The following is a 17,953-nucleotide window of genomic DNA, read 5'->3' as shown; positions in this document are numbered from 1 at the left end:
GGGTATTGCGGCGGTGGAATAGCAAGGCGCGGAACGCTGACGACGGGCTCCACTCAAGGGGCCATGGTTCGCGGCCGGATCTTCACAATGCAACAGAGCTGTCGCGCGTCGGCGCCGGAAACGGACCGCGCGGGACGAAGGATCGCCCGCCATGCGGGCCTTACCGGAGGGAAGACGATGACGAACAGGACGACGTCCACGAGTTTTGACCAGACTGCTGCAGCCAATGCTGTCGCTGCGGCCAAAACGTCGAAACGCGCCGGCGGCTTCCCCCGGAAACAGGGCCTCTATGATCCGCGCAATGAGCATGATGCCTGCGGCGTCGGCTTCGTCGCGCATATGAAGGGCCAGAAGTCACACCAGATCGTGCGCGACGGCCTGTTCATTCTCGAAAACCTGACGCATCGCGGCGCCGTGGGTGCCGATCCGCTGATGGGTGATGGCGCTGGCATTCTCGTGCAGATTCCGGATCGTTTCTTCCGTGAGGAAATGGCTTTGCAGGGCATTACCCTGCCGAAGGCGGGCGAATATGGCGTCGGCCATTTCTTCCTCCCGCGCGACGAAGCGTTGATCGAGCATTTCAAGACCGCCATCAAGCAGGTCGTTACCGAGGAAGGCCAGGTTCTGATCGGCTTCCGCGACGTGCCGGTCGATAATTCCTCGCTGTCGAAGGCGCCTGATATCGCCGCCACCGAGCCGCATCACGTACAGGTCTTCATCGGCGCTGGCCGCGATGCTGGCACGAACGAGGAGTTCGAGCGTCGCCTCTTCACCCTGCGCAAGGTGATCTCCAACCGCATCTATGCGGAATATGAGGGCGAAGAGAGCAGCTTCTACCCCGTTTCGCTGTCGAGCTCGACCATCGTCTACAAGGGCATGTTCCTCGCCTATCAGGTCGGTGCCTATTATAAGGACCTTGCCGACCCGCGTTTCGAGACGGCGGTCGCGCTCGTGCACCAGCGGTTCTCGACCAACACCTTCCCGTCGTGGAAGCTGGCACATCCCTACCGCATGGTCGCCCATAACGGTGAAATCAACACGCTGCGCGGCAACGTCAACTGGATGGCCGCTCGCCAGGCATCCGTATCCTCGCCGCTGTTCGGCGAGGACATCTCGAAGCTCTGGCCGATCTCCTACGAGGGACAGTCGGACACGGCCTGCTTCGACAACGCGCTCGAATTCCTCGTGCGCGGCGGCTATTCCATGGCGCATGCCATGATGATGCTCATCCCTGAAGCATGGGCCGGCAACCAGCTGATGGCTGCCGAGCGCAAGGCATTCTACGAGTATCATGCCGCCTTGATGGAGCCATGGGATGGCCCGGCGGCCGTCGCCTTTACAGACGGCAAGCAGATCGGCGCGACGCTCGACCGCAACGGCCTGCGTCCTGCCCGCTACCTCGTCACCAACGACGATCGCATCATCATGGCTTCCGAAGCCGGCGTTCTGCCGGTCGAGGAAGAAAAGATCATCCAGAAGTGGCGCCTGCAGCCGGGCAAGATGCTGCTGATCGACATGGAAAAGGGCCGCATCATCTCCGACGACGAGGTGAAGTCGGAGCTTGCCACCAAGCATCCCTACCAGAGCTGGCTCAAACGCACGCAGCTGATCCTCGAAGACCTGAAGCCGGTGGAGCCGCGCGCGCTGCGTCGCGACGTGTCGCTGCTCGATCGCCAGCAGGCCTTTGGCTACACGACCGAGGACACCAAGCTCCTGATGTCGCCGATGGCGACGACAGGGCAGGAGGCTGTCGGCTCGATGGGGACGGATACGCCGATCTCCGCCATGTCGGACAAGCCGAAGCTGCTCTACACCTACTTCAAGCAGAACTTTGCGCAGGTGACCAACCCGCCGATCGATCCGATCCGCGAAGAGCTGGTCATGAGCCTGGTCTCGTTCATCGGCCCGCGCCCAAACCTGCTCGACCATACCGGCATGGCCAACGCCAAGCGTCTGGAAGTGCGCCAGCCGATCCTGACCAACGGCGATCTCGAGAAGATCCGCTCGATCGGTCATACGGAAGACCGCTTCGACACGAAGACGCTCGACTTCACCTATGATGTCGAACGCGGCGCCGCAGGAATGCCCGAGATGCTCGACCGTCTCTGCGAGCGGGCGGAAGCGGCCGTTCGCGGCGGCTACAACATCATCGTGCTTTCCGATCGCCAGATCGGGCCCGACCGCATCGCCATTCCGGCGCTGCTGGCGACGGCGGCCGTGCATCACCACCTGATCCGCAAGGGCCTGCGTACCTCGGTCGGTATCGTTGTCGAAACCGGCGAACCGCGCGAAGTGCATCAATTCTGCCTGCTCGCCGGCTATGGCGCCGAGGCGATCAACCCCTATCTGGCTTTCGACACGTTGCTTGACATGCATCAGCGCGGCGAATTCCCGAAGGAAGTGGACGCGACCGAAGTCGTCTACCGCTACATCAAGGCTGTCGGCAAAGGCATCCTCAAGGTCATGTCCAAGATGGGCATCTCGACCTACCAGTCCTATTGCGGCGCGCAGATCTTCGATGCGATCGGCCTGCAGCAGGAGCTGGTCGACAAGTACTTCTTCGGCACGGCGACGATGATCGAGGGCATCGATCTGGAGACCATTGCCGAGGAAACGGTTGCTCGTCACAGCTCGGCTTTCGGCCGCGATCCGCTCCTGGCAAGCACGCTCGACATTGGCGGCGAGTATGCCTATCGCATGCGCGGCGAAAGCCATGCCTGGACGCCGGATGCGGTGGCAGCGCTTCAGCATGCCGTGCGCGGCAATGCCGAGGACCGCTATCGCGAATTCTCCGAAATGGTCAACGACTCCGCGCTGCGGATGAACACCATCCGTGGTCTCTTCACGATCAAGGGTGCGGAAGCGCTTGGTCGCAAGCCGATCTCGATCGATGAGGTCGAGCCGGCGGTCGATATCGTCAAGCGTTTCTCGACCGGCGCCATGTCCTTCGGCTCCATCAGCCGCGAGGCGCATACGACGCTGGCGATCGCCATGAACCGTATCGGCGGCAAGTCGAACACCGGCGAGGGCGGCGAGGAGTCCGACCGCTACATGCCGCTCTTCGACGGCTCGGCAAACCCGGAACGCTCCGCCATCAAGCAGATCGCCTCTGGCCGCTTCGGCGTGACGACGGAATATCTTGTCAATGCCGACGTGCTGCAGATCAAGGTGGCGCAGGGTGCAAAGCCCGGCGAGGGCGGCCAGCTGCCCGGCCACAAGGTCGACGCCACGGTTGCCAAGACCCGGCATTCGACGCCGGGTGTCGGCCTGATCTCGCCGCCGCCGCACCACGACATCTACTCGATCGAAGATCTGGCACAGCTGATCTTCGACCTGAAGAACGTCAACCCGACCTCGGATGTGTCGGTCAAGCTCGTCTCGGAAGTCGGCGTCGGCACGGTCGCCGCCGGCGTCGCCAAGGCGCGCGCCGATCATATCACCGTCTCGGGCTATGACGGCGGCACCGGCGCTTCGCCGCTGACCTCGCTGAAGCATGCGGGTAGCCCTTGGGAAATCGGCCTTGCCGAAACCCAGCAGACGCTGGTGCTGAACGGGCTGCGCTCGCGCATCGCCCTGCAGGTGGACGGTGGTCTGAAGACCGGACGTGACGTCATCATCGGCGCGCTGCTCGGTGCGGACGAATTCGGCTTTGCCACGGCGCCGCTGATCGCGGCCGGCTGCATCATGATGCGCAAATGCCACCTCAACACCTGTCCGGTGGGTGTCGCTACCCAGGATCCGGTCCTGCGCAAGCGCTTTAAGGGCAGCCCGGAGCATGTCATCAACTACTTCTTCTTCGTGGCCGAAGAAGTGCGCGAGATCCTCGCCTCGCTTGGTGTTGCCAAGCTGGACGACATCATCGGCGCTTCCGAGCTTCTGGAAAAGGACGACATGCTCGCCCATTGGAAGGCGAAGGGTCTCGACTTCAGCCGCATCTTCCACAAGGTCGATGCGCCGAAGGAAGAGACCTACTGGACATCCGTGCAGAAGCACCCGATCGACGACATTCTGGATCGCCAGCTGATCGAGAAGGCGGAGCCTGCTCTCTCTTCCAAGACCCCGGTCGCCTTCGAGGTCGACATCAAGAACGTCGACCGTTCGGCCGGTGCCATGCTGTCGGGCGCGGTTGCCAAGCGCTACGGTCATCGCGGTCTGAAGGAAGACACGATCAACGTCACCCTCAAGGGGACGGCCGGTCAGTCCTTCGGCGCGTTCCTCGCACGGGGCATCACGTTCGACCTCATCGGCGACGGCAACGACTATGTTGGCAAGGGTCTTTCGGGTGGCCGCATCATCATCCGTCCGCCGGAAAATTCGAAGATTGTTGCGGAGAACTCGATCATCGTCGGCAACACCGTGCTTTACGGTGCGACCGAGGGCGAATGCTACTTCCGTGGTGTTGCGGGCGAGCGCTTCGCGGTCAGAAACTCCGGCGCGGTCGCCGTCGTCGAAGGCGTGGGTGACCATGGTTGTGAATACATGACCGGTGGCGTCGTCGTGGTGCTGGGCGAGACGGGGCGCAACTTCGCGGCCGGCATGTCGGGCGGCGTTGCCTATGTGCTTGACGAAATCGGTGATTTCGCTCGTCGCTGCAACATGGCGATGGTCGAGCTGGAGCCGGTTCCGGAAGAGGACGAACTGCTGGAGAAGCTGCATCATCACGGTGGCGATCTTGCGCACAAGGGACGCGTCGACGTTTCGGGTGACATGACGCGCCACGACGAGGAGCGCCTTTATCAACTGATTTCGAACCATTTCCACTACAGCGGCTCGACGCGCGCCAAGGAAATTCTCGATCACTGGGCCGATTACCGCCCGAAATTCCGCAAGGTCATGCCGGTCGAATACCGTCGCGCCCTTGAGGAAATGGAGCGCAGCCGGATGAGCGTGGCGGCGGAGTAATCCGTCTCCTGGCAAACCAGTCGAGGATTTCGCCTCGCATTGCGATCGCCATCCGGGCGATCGCGACTGTCGAACAGCGGAATCAGATGTGAATTACAGTGCCGGACAGGGAACAGATTTTACCCTTGGCACGGGAGCCGGCGGCTCCACTTTTTGAGTGAGGAAACGAAAGCATGGGCAAGGTAACAGGCTTCCTGGAAATCGACCGGCAGGTCGGCAAGTATCAGCCGGCGTCCGATCGCATCCGGCATTTCCGTGAATTCACGATCCCCATGTCGGACCCGGAAGTGCAGAAACAGGCAGCGCGCTGCATGGACTGTGGCATTCCTTATTGCCATGGCCCGACCGGCTGCCCGGTGCACAACCAGATCCCCGATTGGAACGACCTCGTCTACAACAACAACTGGGAAGAGGCGATCCGCAATCTGCATTCGACCAACAATTTCCCGGAGTTCACCGGCCGCGTCTGCCCCGCACCTTGTGAGGAAGCCTGCACGCTGAACCTGGAAGATGCGCCGGTCGCCATCAAGACCGTCGAGCAGGCGATTGCCGACAAGGCCTATGAGCTCGGCTTCATCCGGCCGCAGCCGGCAACGGTGCATACGGGCAAGAAGGTCGCCGTCATCGGCTCCGGCCCAGCCGGCATGGCTGCTGCCCAGCAACTTGGGCGCGCCGGGCATGAGGTTCATCTCTATGAGCGCGAGTCGAAAGCCGGCGGTCTGCTGCGTTATGGCATCCCGGACTTCAAGATGGAGAAGAACTTCATCGATCGCCGCGTCGAGCAGATGAAGGGCGAGGGCGTTACCTTCCATTGCGGCGTCAATGTCGGCGTCGACGTCAAGATCGAGCAGCTTTTGGCTGATCATGATGCCGTGCTTTATTGCGGCGGCTCGGAGACCCCGCGCGAAGCCGGCATTCCCGGCGTCGAGCTGGCCGGCGTCCATGACGCCATGCCCTATCTCGTGCAGCAGAACCGCCGCGTCGGCCGCGAAAACATCGACAGCGCCGGCTGGCCTGCCGACCCGATCCTGGCCGGTGGCAAGCATATCGTCGTCGTCGGTGGTGGCGATACGGCGTCCGACTGCGTCGGCACGGCATTCCGCCAGGGTGCGGTGAAGGTCACCCAGCTCGACATTCGCCCGCAGCCGCCGGAAAAGGAAGACAAGCTCGCCGTCTGGCCGTTCTGGGCGACGAAGATGCGCACCTCTTCCTCGCAGGCCGAAGGTGCGGTTCGCGAGTTCCAGGTCGCGACGCTCGAATTCATCGGGGAAGATGGCGTGCTGACCGGCGTGAAGTGCTGCGAAGTGGATGAGCGCCGCAAGCCGATTGCCGGGACTGAATTCGTCATCCGCGCCGATCTCGCTTTCATCGCCATCGGTTTCCGCGGCCCGTTCACGGACAGCGTGCTCAAGGAACTCGACGGCAAGCTGACTTTGAACACCGACCGCCGCGGCTCGACCAACGTCGTCGCCAACGACAAGGACTACAAGACCTCGGTCGACAAGCTCTGGACGGCCGGCGACGTGCGCCGCGGCCAGTCGCTGGTGGTCTGGGCGATCCGCGAGGGACGCCAGGCTGCGCGTGCGATCGACGAGACCTTGATGGGTTCGACGGTTCTGCCGCGGTAAGCCTCACAGCCGTTCCAAATATGATTTGAAAGGCCGGGCTCGCGATGAACCCGGCCTTTTTATTTATTGGTTTGCGGCGATGTTCCAGTTGTAGACGCAGCGGTCGAGCCCGATGGCAATCTCGAGCACCGTGACATCGTGATCTATCGCCAACCCCTTCCTGGCCTGGCTGCGATAGCGCTGCGGGAAGTCCGTTCGCTTGGAGATCGAGCAGACCTCCATCCATTTGTCACCGTTATCGACTTCGATATCCATCGTCACCTCGGAATAGGCCGGCAGGCGGTCGGAGGGTACGATCCTCGTCGGCAGATGGATGACCGATCCGATCATCCGGCGAACCGGTTCGAGGCAGGCGGCATGGTAGTCATTGCCGCTATCGGCGGTGAAGGCGCATTGAAATTCGAGCTGCCAGAACTCCTTGAGCCGCACATGCTTTGTCGGCTGCTCCTGCTCGCGACGATAGGATTTTCCTGCTTGCCAGACGCATAATGGCAGGCGCGTTCTGGAGTGATTGCCGAGAAGATGCTGCATGTAGACATAGGTCGAAGGCGTTGTTTCCGGCCGGAGCACCAGTTCGGTCTCCGTCTTCGAAAGCTGTTCCTGTACCCATATGTCTTCATGGGAATAGGCATCCGAAACGAGGCTGCGCGGCGTCAAGGTCGGGGCTTCCACCCTTCGGACATCCCAGGCAGGGTTTACGGATCGCAGGAAGCTGCGGATATCATCGGAAAAGAATCGGACGAGATCCTCGCGCAGGCGGATATCCCGCTCTTCCCAATGAACGAGCGAATTGACGTTGTAGATATTGAGCACGTGCCATTCTCCATGGGCAACGTTGATGTTTTGGGTAAGGGCTTTACGTCCAGCAGCCGCCGGACAGGCCAATGCCTCCGGCCGTCACGACTGGACGCGGAGACCTCGGCCGGAGAAAGCGCGCAGAATCGCGACCTGCGGGCAGGTGCGGTTACGATCGATATGATCTGCGCTGATAGTGCTCATGCCGTTTTTCTATTGGCGCGCTGTGATATTGTCAAACGGGTACAGTAATCAACCGCTGCTTGTGCCGGAGGTTCTCACGGGGTGGCCGTTGCCGGGACCGGCAATCGATAATCGTCGATGCGGCCGGCCGGCGCCGGCGCCATCTGACCCTTGTCGACGAGGAGGTCGCGCGGCGACGGCGCGGCGGCGGTTGGTGCGGGGGCCGCCCCCAGAAGCTGCGCGCCGCCGTCGAGGTCGGGATCGGACAGGCTCATGGGCGGCGTCCGGGTGACTTTTTCCGCCTCTGCCGCGGGCACATTCGCCGGCTGCACCGGCAGTGGATTGCCGGTGTCGAGGCGGGTGATATCGGGGCTTGCCTGATCGCCGAGCAGCCGTCGCGCCGATTTCTCGACATAGAAGGCGAGTTTTCGCTTGCCTGCCGGGGTCATGTTGACACCATCGGCGGTTCTGAGGCGCACCTGCTGGCCGTTGATATCGGACCCTGTCACGATGAACTCGCCGTTCTGATCGGTAAAGCCGTCCCAGATGTCGATGTACTCGCCGCCGACGCCTGCCATCTGGCTCTGATAGAGTTGATTGAGCTTGACGGCGCTGGCCGTCAGCTGATCCGAGCCGAAGGAGGGCAGGCCGACCCAGAGCAGCGGGATGTGGCGGCTCGTCACCAGCTTGGCAAATTGCTGCACGCGCTCCTCATAGGCGAGGAACCACGGATCGGTGCCGTATTTTTCGTTGAGGCCATCGCCGATGATCTGCTGACGATCATTGGCCCCGAGCATGACGATGACGATCGCCGGCTTCAGCTGATCCATCATCCCGGTCAATTGCTGCGGCCAGTTGTAATAGTCCTGACGGACAAGACCGGAGGCGACATTGCCGCGCGTCTGAATGATGACACCGGGCGAGGCGGAAAAGGCGTCCTCCAGCCCGGTTCCAAGGCCGCTCGCCAGAAAATCGCCGACGACGAGGATGGTTTTGGCATCCGGCAGCTTTTCCGCCGGCGGTGGTGTCTCCGGCTGGACCACCACGGGCTCGCGCGGCGGCGGCGTTGGGCGTTTGCGGGGCTGCACCTTGCGCCGTGGTGGCGGTTGTTCAACCTGTTGATCGGGGTAGTCGGGCTCGCGGGTGCCGAACAGCATGTCGAACAGATTTCGACGCGGCCGTTCCTGCGCTTCGGCTGCCTTCGAGAGGCAGCCAAACGCGATGACGACGGCAAGAAATGCCGTGAGAATGACCTTCAGGGTTGCCATGGTCGCGCGGGCAGGTCGTTCTGTCATAACTTCTTTCCGCTCACGGCCCGTGGTCGCATGAGGGTAGCTCCCCGGTCCAGCGATCCCGGAATCGATTGATGGCGGCGGGGCCTATTTGCGCAATGCGTTCAGCAGATCCATCGAAGGTTCGCCATCCGTATCCATGCCGATGCGCTGCTGGACAGCGCTGATCGCAGCCTTGGATCCAGATCCGAAATTGCCGTCGACGACGCCGTCATAATAGCCAAGCTGCTTCAGCCGCGTCTGCAGCTCGAATTTCTGCTGCACATTCAGCGTACCGCTCGGGCGTGGCCAGGATTGCTGCATGCCGCCATAGCCGGCGATCTGGTCAGCAAGCAAGCCAACGGCGAGAGCATAGCTGTCGGATGCGTTGTAGCGCTTGATGGTGAAGAAGTTGCCGGTCATCAGGAAGCCTGGGCCGTCTGAGCCGCCGGGCATCTTCAGCTGCGCACGATCGGAGGTCATGCGGAAGCCCTTGCCTTTGGGGCGCACGAAACCGAGGGCTGCCCATTGAGCGATCGTATGGGTCTTGCCGACTTGAGCGCTGCCACCAGGCGGCACGACGACCTCATAGCCCCAGGTGCGGCCGGTATCCCAGCCGTTTTTGGCCAGAAGATTGGCTGTTGTTGCCAGGGCATCCGGAATGGAATTCCAGATATCGGCATGGCCGCTGCCGTCGGCATCGACGGCGTAGAGCAGATAGCTCGTCGGGATAAACTGGGTATGGCCCATGGCACCAGCCCAGGAACCGTTCAGATCCTTCCGAGAGATATCCCCCTTCTGCAGGATTTTCAAAGCTGCAACCAGCTGCTTCTTGGCATAGTTGGCGCGCTTCGGATCGGCATAGGCAAGCGTTGCAAGTGCGCGGGGCACGTAATGGAGGCGGTCATTCTTGGCGAGAACAGCACCGTAGTTCGATTCCATCGACCAGATGGCCAGCATGATATTGCGGTCCACGCCGAAGTGCTGCTCGAGCGTGCGAAGCGTGGACCCATACTTGACCGCCATTTTCCGGCCAATATCCACGGTATAGGGATTGACACGGGAGTCGAGGTAATCCCAGATTTGGGACTTGAATTCCGGTTGGTACTGCGCTTTTTCGAGGACCGTGGGGTCGGGGTCCGTCACGCCGGCAAATGCATCGCGATAGGTCGATTGTGTGATGCCGCTCTTTGCGGCGGTAGCATAGAAGCCCGCGATCCATTTTTGGAACCCTGGGTCAGCATTGGCGTTAACGGGAGCGAGTCCCGCAAAGGCACCGAGCGCGAGCGCCAGAGCGAGACCACGAAGGGAGTTTTTGCGGTTTGCAGTCATCTACAGCCTTGTCCATCAATCGTTGGATTTCGGTGCGGCGAAGCAGGTAACATTCGCCGAAGCATGACACTAAGGGAACGAAGTCAACAAATTCTTTACCATGGAAGCCGGGTTCAGTCATTATTTGCAAAACAGTAGCAAATTTAATCTACTGACCTTGAGATTGGCTCGGCGCCAGCGATTTAATGCCCAGGAGGTATGAGTGGGACAGCATAAGAAGGTGCGTAAGGCAGTATTTCCGGTTGCCGGACTAGGGACGCGGTTCTTGCCGGCGACCAAGGCCGTGCCGAAGGAAATGCTCACCGTCGTCGACAAGCCGGTGATCCAATACGTCGTCGATGAGGCGATGGAGGCGGGCATCGAGCATTTCGTGTTCGTAACGGGCCGCAGCAAGCACGTCATCGAGGATTATTTCGACATCCAGTTCGAGCTTGAGCATACGCTGCGCCAGCGCAACAAGAATGCCGAGCTGTCGCTTTTGAACGGCCTGCTGCCAAAGGCCGGCACGGCCAGCTTTACGCGGCAGCAGGAGCCGCTTGGCCTTGGCCACGCCGTCTGGTGCGCCCGCGAAATCGTCGGTGACGAACCTTTCGCGCTGCTGCTGCCTGATATGGTCATGCGGGCCGAAAAGGGCTGCATGAAGGGCATGATCGAGCTCTATGAGCAAAGCGGTGGCAATGTCATCGCCGTCGAGGAATGCGCTCCGGACCAGACCCATAAATACGGTATCGTCGGCGTCGGCGAAACGATCGGCAATGGTTTCCGTATCACCGAAATGGTGGAGAAGCCGGCCAAGGGTACGGCTCCGTCCAACTTCTTCATCAATGGTCGTTATATCCTGCAGCCGGAAATCTTCCGTATCCTGGAAAGCCAGGAGCGTGGTGCGGGCAACGAGATCCAGCTGACCGACGGCATGCTGAAGCTTGCGCAGACGCAGGATTTCGCCGGTTACCATTTCCAGGGCCAGACCTTCGACTGTGGCGCCAAGGATGGCTTCATCCTCGCCAACGTCGCTTTCGCGCTTTCGCGTGCGGATATCCGTCCAACGATCGAGGACGAGCTGAAGGCACTGATCGCGGCCTTGAAATAAGCTCTCGAACTTTCGGGAAAAATGACGGGGCCTGGCATCTGCCGGGCCTCATTTCGTTTGGGTGGAGAGATTGTGCCGGATCAAGGTGTCGGGCGGGGAATCGTCCAGCCGGCTATCAGCGCTTCACCGTCAGTCCCACTCCAGCCTGGAGTTGATGCGTATCGTCGCCGGCTTTGCGGGTGGTCAGCTGATAGCCGAAATTGCCTGTGAGATCGAGGTAGCGGTTGATCCCCCAGGTCAGGCCGAGGGCCGCGTCATATTCGGTCTCATCGGCTGCACTGCCGTTGGAAGGATAGTCGCGCCAGATCGTGCCGCCCGTCGCTTTGGCGGTGAGGTTATCGCGCAATTGGTGGCTGATGGTACTCGTCAGCTGGTAGGCGGTGTAGCCGCTCAGGCCGGCCGTGGTGGATGGCTGAACGGTGGTCGAAAGGCCGATACTGACATCCGTTCCGCGCTGCGGCGACCAGGCGAGACTGCCGTCGATGGTGGGCGAGTCGACCGAGGCCAGGCGTGAATCGTCGAATTGCGTGTGCTGATAACCGAAGCCCAGCTCGCCTTTCAGCTTTTCGCCGAGATCGAGTTCGACGCCGGCCTTGCCGCCGTAACCCTGGTTCGAGCGGGCATAGCCGTTGCTGTCACGCGTCTCATCGTAGACAGCGCGACCGAGATCGACTTCGACGAAGGGAATGATCGCCGGCGACAGCTCGTAGCCGATACGCCCGCGCCATGTGCCTGCGGTCTGATTGCGGTCGCTGAGCGTGACCTGGGTTCCATCCGAGAGCACGGCATCCGAATAGACCGTGCGGGTCAGTGCGACCGCCGTCGTGCCGCGCAGCAGACCGAAATCACGTTCCAGCGACAGTCCGGTGGTGAACTGATTGACGGCGGATTGTTTGGAGGCGCCGGCAATGGCGTTCGGGTCGCTGGTGTCCTCGCGGAAGAACTGATAGCCGGCCGTTATGTGGGCAGTCGTGTCGGCTGGAAGGTCGAGGCGCAGATCCGCATTGAGGTTGATCGTCGGCTTCTCTTCACCCGTGCCGCTGATATTCTTCTGCCAGACGCCCTCGCCGGTGATGGTCAGCGCGTGGCGATCCCAGTCCGACGTCAACGTGCTGCGCAGATCCGTCTGCAGGAAGGTGCGGTTGTCTTCGACGGAGCCGGTGCGGTCGCGTTCGATATTGATCGACTGATTGACCGAAGGGCGCAGGGTGAAGGTGCCGAGCGGTATGCCCTGGGCATCCGCGCGGTCCGGATGCTGGCGCGTTCTCAGGCCATCGACGGTGGATTCCGGCAGGTTGACGCGGCGCATGTCGTTGTCGAGCGTCGAGCCGGTGGTTGTGGGGTCGACGCCATCAAGGCGAAGGCGCATATTCGGCGGCCCATCCGCATTGGTGGTAGCGGCCTGATTTGCTGGCGGTGCTGCCTGCGCGTCGGTGGCAGGTGTTGCGGACGAGTCGGTCGTCGTGGCAGACGTCGAGACGGTGGATGTATCGTCGGGTTCCTGGCCGGGCGGCAGGGATTGTGCGTTAACGGACATCGGCGCGGCGCATACGACGCCCCAGCCAAGCACGGCGGATGTCGCCCATGCCGTCAGCCGGAGGGCATTTTTACCCGCCTTTTTCTTGCCGATGTTCATTTTGTCTATGTCTGACCTTGCTGGAAAAGCACTAAATCCTTACCCAAGTGTAAAGCCGTGTGGTTAACGCTTGGTTGCTAAAGAGTTACGGCGAGATGCTATCGGTAATATTATCCAGGCCCAGCAAAAGCCCGCTGCCGTCGGCATAAGTCGATCTTTGGTGGACAGAATTGCAGAAAAGCGTTAGGCCTCGCTCATGAATAAGAGAGCTGTGAGACTCATCGAGAACGGTGCGATCGAATCCGCAATGAGGACGATCGAGACCGAGAGACGGGGCCTTGAGGCGCTGGAACGTGCATTGGCCAATGGTTTGGCCGGGCCATTCAGCCGCGCGGTGGAGATCATCGGCGACATCAAGGGCCGCGTCGTCATCACTGGTGTCGGCAAGAGCGGCCATATCGGCAACAAGCTTGCCGCAAGCCTGGCTTCCACCGGAACGCCGGCATTCTTCGTGCACCCGGTCGAGGCCAATCATGGCGATCTCGGCATGATCACGCAGGATGATGTCATCATCGCCATCTCGTGGGGTGGAGAAAGCGCCGAGCTGCGCGGCATTATCAGCTATTCCCGCCGCTTCTCGATCCCGATGATTTCCGTCACTGCGGGTGAGACGTCGACGCTGGCGCGTGAGTCCGATGTGGTTCTGCTGCTGCCCAAGGAGCAGGAGGCCTGCCCGCATGGGCTGGCGCCGACCACGTCGACGATGCTGCAGCTTGCGATCGGCGATGCGCTCACCGTGGCGCTGCTGGAAGCGCGTGGCTTCACCGCCGAGGATTTCCGTACCTTCCATCCTGGCGGCAAGCTGGGCGCCAGCCTCTCGCATGTGGCCGATATCATGCACAAGGGCGATAGCGTGCCTCTCGTCAAGCTTGGAACAGGCATGCGCGAGGCTGTCACGACGCTTGCGAAAATGCGATTCGGCTGTGTTGGCGTCGTCGATGATGACGGCTGCCTCTGCGGTATCGTCACAGACGGCGATATTGCTCGCAATATCGGCTCCAGCCTCGCGGAGATGCTGGTGGACGAGGTGATGACGCGGAATCCGAAGACGGTTAAGGAAACGACGCTGGCGACCGGCGCGATGGCCGTGCTCAATCGTCACAACATTTCCGCGCTCATTGTCGTTGACGATGCGCAGCGGCCAGTTGGGGTCGTTCATTTCCACGATCTGCTGCGAATCGGCGTCGCCTGATCAGAACGGTTCGACTGTAAGCTCGCGGCCGTTGCTGGCGACGATTTTCACGCGTGTGCCAACGGGCAAATCAGGACCTGTGACTGTCCAATAGGTATCGTTGAGGCGGATGCGTCCGCGGCCTTCGGCAATGGGCTCGCCAAGTGTTGCTGTACGCCCAACAAGGCTCGCGCCGCGCTGGTTCAGAAAAGGCTCGTCGGTCACCTGGTTGTTGTTATAGACGTAACGCCGCCCGAGCAGGGTGACGATGACGGCGGCTGCCGCAAAGACCAGCCACTGCACCTGCCAGATCCAGAAGGCGTTATCCCAGAACAGCAGCGACAATGCCCCGACGATGATGCCGGCCAGACCGATCCAGACGAGGAAGAAGCCCGGCAATATCAACTCGGCGGCGAGTAGTACCAATCCCAGCAGCCACCAGCTCCAGGGACCGAGTTCCACGACGAGATTGTCGAACATCTTAGCTCTCCCGAGGGGTCAGCGGATTGACGGAGGGCGTGGTGCGGACCGTGTTCGTGCGTGGCCGTGAAGGCTGCGGCGTGCTGTTGCCGTCGCCATTGTCGCCGAAGACTTCGCGGGCAATGGCGCCGATGCCGCCAAGCGAACCGATGAGGGAGCTGGCTTCCATCGGCATCAGCACGATCTTCGAGTTGCTGGCCGAACCGATTGACGTCAGGGCTTCGGTGTATTTCTGAGCGACGAAATAGTTGATGGCCTGCACATTACCCTCTGCAATGGCTTCGGACACCATGCGGGTAGCCTTTGCTTCGGCCTCTGCGAGACGTTCGCGGGCTTCGGCGTTGCGGAACGCCGCCTCGCGCTGGCCTTCCGCCTGCAGCACCGCCGATTGCTTTGCGCCCTCGGCGCGCAGAATCTGTGCGGCACGCAAGCCTTCCGCCTCGAGAATCTGGGCGCGCTTTTCACGCTCGGCCTTCATCTGCCGGCCCATGGCGTCAACGAGATCCTTCGGCGGCTGGATGTCCTTGATTTCGACACGCGTCACCTTGATGCCCCAGGGCTCGACTGCTTCATCGACGACGCGCAGCAGCCGCTCGTTGATGGCGTCGCGGTTGGACAGAAGCTCATCGAGGTCCATCGAACCCATGACGGAACGGATGTTGGTCTTGGTGAGGTTGAGGATCGCGCTTTCGAGATTGGTGATCTGATAGGCAGCCTGCGCCGCGTTCAGCACCTGGAAGAAGGCGACCGCGTCGGCAGAGACGCTGGCATTGTCCTTGGTGATGACCTCCTGCGTCGGAACGGCGAGCACCTGCTCCATCACGTTCATCCGTACGCCGATGGTTTCGATGAAGGGCACGATCAGATTGAGGCCCGGCTCCAATGTGCGGATATAGCGGCCGAAGCGCTGGATTGTATAACGATAGCCCTGCGGCACCGTCTTGATCCCTGCAAACAGCACCAGGATGACCAAGACCACTAGGGCAACCACGACGATGCTGAAACCACCGACTACCATTGAATTCCTCCATGGACGCGCTCGCGGAATGCGAGCCTCTCGCGTCAGGTAAAGCGCCGCCATATCGTTCCGGCGTCTTCGGTCGAAAACGCATCACGGCAGCTCAATCAGATGTGGTGGGTTAGCATGTTCTCGGCAAGGGAGGAATGGGTAGACGGGCCGTACCGGCCGATCAGCCCCAAGTTGTTGCGCCGGATCAATCAATCGCGATCCAGCCCTTGCGCCTGGCTGTTGATATTCATACTTTATAAGAGAATTTTTCGGGTCAGCTGCCGCGCAGTCTTTCGAGCCCAACCGCCGCGCATCGTCAGGGTGAAGCAATGAATATCGATAGGACTTTACGGTCGGTCGTGGCCGTCCATGCCTCAATTCCGGAAGACGCTTTCACAGCGACGACGCTGGGCACCCGCAGGGAAGGCAACGGCGTGGTCATCCGAGGAAACGGCTTGGTGCTGACGATCGGCTACCTCATCACGGAGGCGGAAGAGGTCTGGCTGACGACGAGCAATGGCCGGGTAGTGCCCGGGCATGCGCTTGCCTATGATCAGGAAACCGGGTTTGGCCTTGTGCAGGCGCTCGGCCCGCTCGACGTACCGGCGCTGGAATTCGGCGATGCCGACAAGGCCGAGATCGGCGATCCGGTCGTGATCGCCGATGGTATCGGCCAGGTCGTCGAGGCAAAGATCGTCGCCAAGCAGGAGTTTGCGGGTTACTGGGAATATCTGCTCGACGAGGCGATTTTCGTCGCACCCGCGCATCCTTCATGGGGCGGCGCTGCTCTGGTGGATGAGGACGGCAAGCTTCTGGGTGTCGGGTCGCTGCACCTGCAGATGGCGACCCAGAATGGTGAAGGCGCCGATATCAACATGATCGTGCCGATCAACCTGCTGACGCCCATTCTCGATGATCTGATCAAGCGCGGCCGCGTCAACAAGCCGCCAAGGCCCTGGCTCGGCGCTTTCTCGGCCGAAAGCAATGGTGAGGTCGTCGTCATGAGCGTGACGGAAGGCGGCCCGGCCGCTCAGGCGGGCTTGCGGCGCGGCGATGTCATTTCGGAGATCCGCGATGCGGAAGTCGACGGCTTGGCCGACTTCTATCGCAAGATATGGGAGAGCGGGCCGGCCGGCGCCGAGATCCCGCTGCGGGTGCTGCGCAATGGCCGCGAAGCCTGGTTGCGCATCAAATCCGCCGACCGTGGCAGCTTCCTCAAGAAGCCGCAACTGCAATAGAGCCTCTCCGCTTTTCTTCGAATCGCGAAGACGCTCTATATTTTGCTTTTTCACGCATTCCGGACGGAAAACCGCTGCGCACTTTTCCTGGAAATGCTTTAGAGGCCATCGCCGGGCTTGGTCCGGCGATCGGTCAGACCCAGCCGAGCAACTCCCGCCGCACGACCTTCTCGAGCACCTTCATGCCGTCTTCGCTATCGTTGAGGCAGGGAATATGCGTGAACTTGTCGCCGCCATTGTGATGGAAGGATTCGGCCGCCTGTTCGGCGATCTCTTCCAGCGTTTCCAGGCAGTCCGAGACGAAGCCCGGATTGAGCACGGCAATGCGCTTGGTGCCATCCTTGGCGAGTTGTTCCACGGTCTTGTCTGTATAGGGCTGCAGCCATTCCTCCGGGCCGAAACGGGACTGGAAGGTGACCATGAACTGATCTTCCGACAGCCCCAGCTTTTCACGCAGCAGGCGGCCGGTCTTTTGACAGAAACAGTAATAGGGATCGCCCAGTTTGAAGTAGGACATCGGTATGCCGTGGAACGACGCCAGGATCTTTTCGGGCTGCCAGTCCAGTGTTGAAAGATGCCGGGTCACGGAATTGGCAAGCGCTTCGATATAGGCATCGTCGTCGTGATATTGCGGCACGGTGCGGAGTGCCGGCTGCCAGCGCATCTTTGCCAGCTTCTCGAATGCCTTGTCGTTGACGGTTGCCGTCGTTGCGGCGGCGTATTGCGGATAGAGTGGAAAGAGCACGATGCGCTCGCAGCCCTGATCCTTGAGCGCCTGTATGCGGTCGCCGATCGACGGTTGGCCGTAACGCATGGCCCAATCGACCGTCACGTTGGGTAGATCCCGCAAGCGCTCGGCCATCAGATCGGACTGGTTGCGCGTATAGGTGCGCAGGAAGCTCTCATTTTTTTCCTTGTTCCAGATCGTCTCGTAGGCCTTGCCGACTTTTTGCGGCCGGGTGTTGAGGACGATGCCGAACAAGATTGGATACCATTTCCAGCGGGACCATTCGATGACGCGGCGATCCGTCAGGAACTCACGCAGGTAGCGACGCATCGAGGCGTAGTCGGTCCCGTCAGGTGTTCCGAGGTTGACAAGCAGCACGCCGACCTTGCCGAATTTCACGCTTGGGTGATCAGGCGGGAAGGTGGTCACGTTTTCTGTCATCAATCATATCCTCTCAGCGAAACGAAGCCCTTCACATAGGAACAAAAACC

General features: G+C 61.0%; 12 protein-coding genes. 5 read left to right on the top strand and 7 right to left on the bottom strand.

Features of this window, described 5'->3' with window-relative positions; translation table 11 throughout:
* Positions 1-177 precede the first annotated feature (177 nt).
* Positions 178-4,902: a glutamate synthase large subunit gene (gene gltB / locus ACQZ6F_RS11715; RefSeq protein WP_267553587.1), complete on the top strand. Its 4,725-nt coding sequence runs from the start codon at positions 178-180 to the stop codon at positions 4,900-4,902.
* 173 nt (positions 4,903-5,075) lie between these two features.
* Complete coding sequence (locus ACQZ6F_RS11710; RefSeq protein WP_068400111.1) at positions 5,076-6,530, top strand: glutamate synthase subunit beta; 1,455 nt, start codon at positions 5,076-5,078, stop codon at positions 6,528-6,530.
* 63 nt (positions 6,531-6,593) lie between these two features.
* Here the strand turns inward: ACQZ6F_RS11710 and ACQZ6F_RS11705 are convergent, their stop codons facing one another.
* The 3 genes from ACQZ6F_RS11705 to ACQZ6F_RS11695 form a co-directional block, all read right to left on the bottom strand.
* Positions 6,594-7,343, bottom strand: coding sequence for an aminoacyl--tRNA ligase-related protein (locus ACQZ6F_RS11705; protein ID WP_449091726.1), 750 nt, complete (start codon positions 7,341-7,343; stop codon positions 6,594-6,596).
* 260 nt (positions 7,344-7,603) lie between these two features.
* A complete protein-coding gene (locus ACQZ6F_RS11700; protein ID WP_449091727.1) occupies positions 7,604-8,803 on the bottom strand; it encodes an SGNH/GDSL hydrolase family protein in 1,200 nt (399 codons plus the stop codon).
* An 84-nt stretch (positions 8,804-8,887) separates the two neighbouring features.
* Positions 8,888-10,111, bottom strand: coding sequence for a lytic murein transglycosylase (locus ACQZ6F_RS11695; RefSeq protein ID WP_077469450.1), 1,224 nt, complete (start codon positions 10,109-10,111; stop codon positions 8,888-8,890).
* Positions 10,112-10,313: 202 nt separating this feature from the next.
* Here ACQZ6F_RS11695 and galU point away from each other — a divergent pair, with 202 nt between their 5' ends.
* Complete coding sequence (gene galU / locus ACQZ6F_RS11690; protein WP_068400121.1) at positions 10,314-11,201, top strand: UTP--glucose-1-phosphate uridylyltransferase GalU; 888 nt, start codon at positions 10,314-10,316, stop codon at positions 11,199-11,201.
* Between the two features lie 115 nt (positions 11,202-11,316).
* Here the strand turns inward: galU and ACQZ6F_RS11685 are convergent, their stop codons facing one another.
* Positions 11,317-12,837 carry an outer membrane beta-barrel protein gene (locus ACQZ6F_RS11685; RefSeq protein ID WP_449091728.1) on the bottom strand — a complete coding sequence of 507 codons (1,521 nt, stop codon included), beginning with the start codon at positions 12,835-12,837 and terminating at the stop codon, positions 11,317-11,319.
* A gap of 196 nt (positions 12,838-13,033) precedes the next feature.
* On the opposite strand from ACQZ6F_RS11685, the gene ACQZ6F_RS11680 reads away from it, so the two are divergent.
* Entirely contained in the window at positions 13,034-14,029 is a 996-nt protein-coding gene (locus tag ACQZ6F_RS11680) for a KpsF/GutQ family sugar-phosphate isomerase (RefSeq protein WP_449091729.1), read from the top strand.
* Here the strand turns inward: ACQZ6F_RS11680 and ACQZ6F_RS11675 are convergent, their stop codons facing one another.
* Together ACQZ6F_RS11675 and ACQZ6F_RS11670 are read right to left on the bottom strand one after the other, a co-directional pair.
* Positions 14,030-14,488 carry an NfeD family protein gene (locus tag ACQZ6F_RS11675; RefSeq protein WP_077469453.1) on the bottom strand — a complete coding sequence of 153 codons (459 nt, stop codon included), beginning with the start codon at positions 14,486-14,488 and terminating at the stop codon, positions 14,030-14,032.
* A 1-nt stretch (position 14,489) separates the two neighbouring features.
* Positions 14,490-15,506, bottom strand: a complete 1,017-nt coding sequence (locus ACQZ6F_RS11670) for an SPFH domain-containing protein (RefSeq protein WP_449091730.1) — start codon at positions 15,504-15,506, stop codon at positions 14,490-14,492.
* Positions 15,507-15,826: 320 nt separating this feature from the next.
* On the opposite strand from ACQZ6F_RS11670, the gene ACQZ6F_RS11665 reads away from it, so the two are divergent.
* Positions 15,827-16,735 carry a S1C family serine protease gene (locus tag ACQZ6F_RS11665; protein WP_068400138.1) on the top strand — a complete coding sequence of 303 codons (909 nt, stop codon included), beginning with the start codon at positions 15,827-15,829 and terminating at the stop codon, positions 16,733-16,735.
* Between the two features lie 133 nt (positions 16,736-16,868).
* On the opposite strand, the gene hemH is transcribed toward ACQZ6F_RS11665, so the two are convergent.
* Complete coding sequence (hemH, locus tag ACQZ6F_RS11660) at positions 16,869-17,903, bottom strand: ferrochelatase (RefSeq protein WP_068400142.1); 1,035 nt, start codon at positions 17,901-17,903, stop codon at positions 16,869-16,871.
* Positions 17,904-17,953: the final 50 nt, after the last annotated feature.

It is taken from the genome of Rhizobium sp. A22-96 (assembly GCF_053521805.1).
Note: the sequence above shows the minus strand (reverse complement) of the source record. Positions and strands in the feature narration are given on the sequence as shown.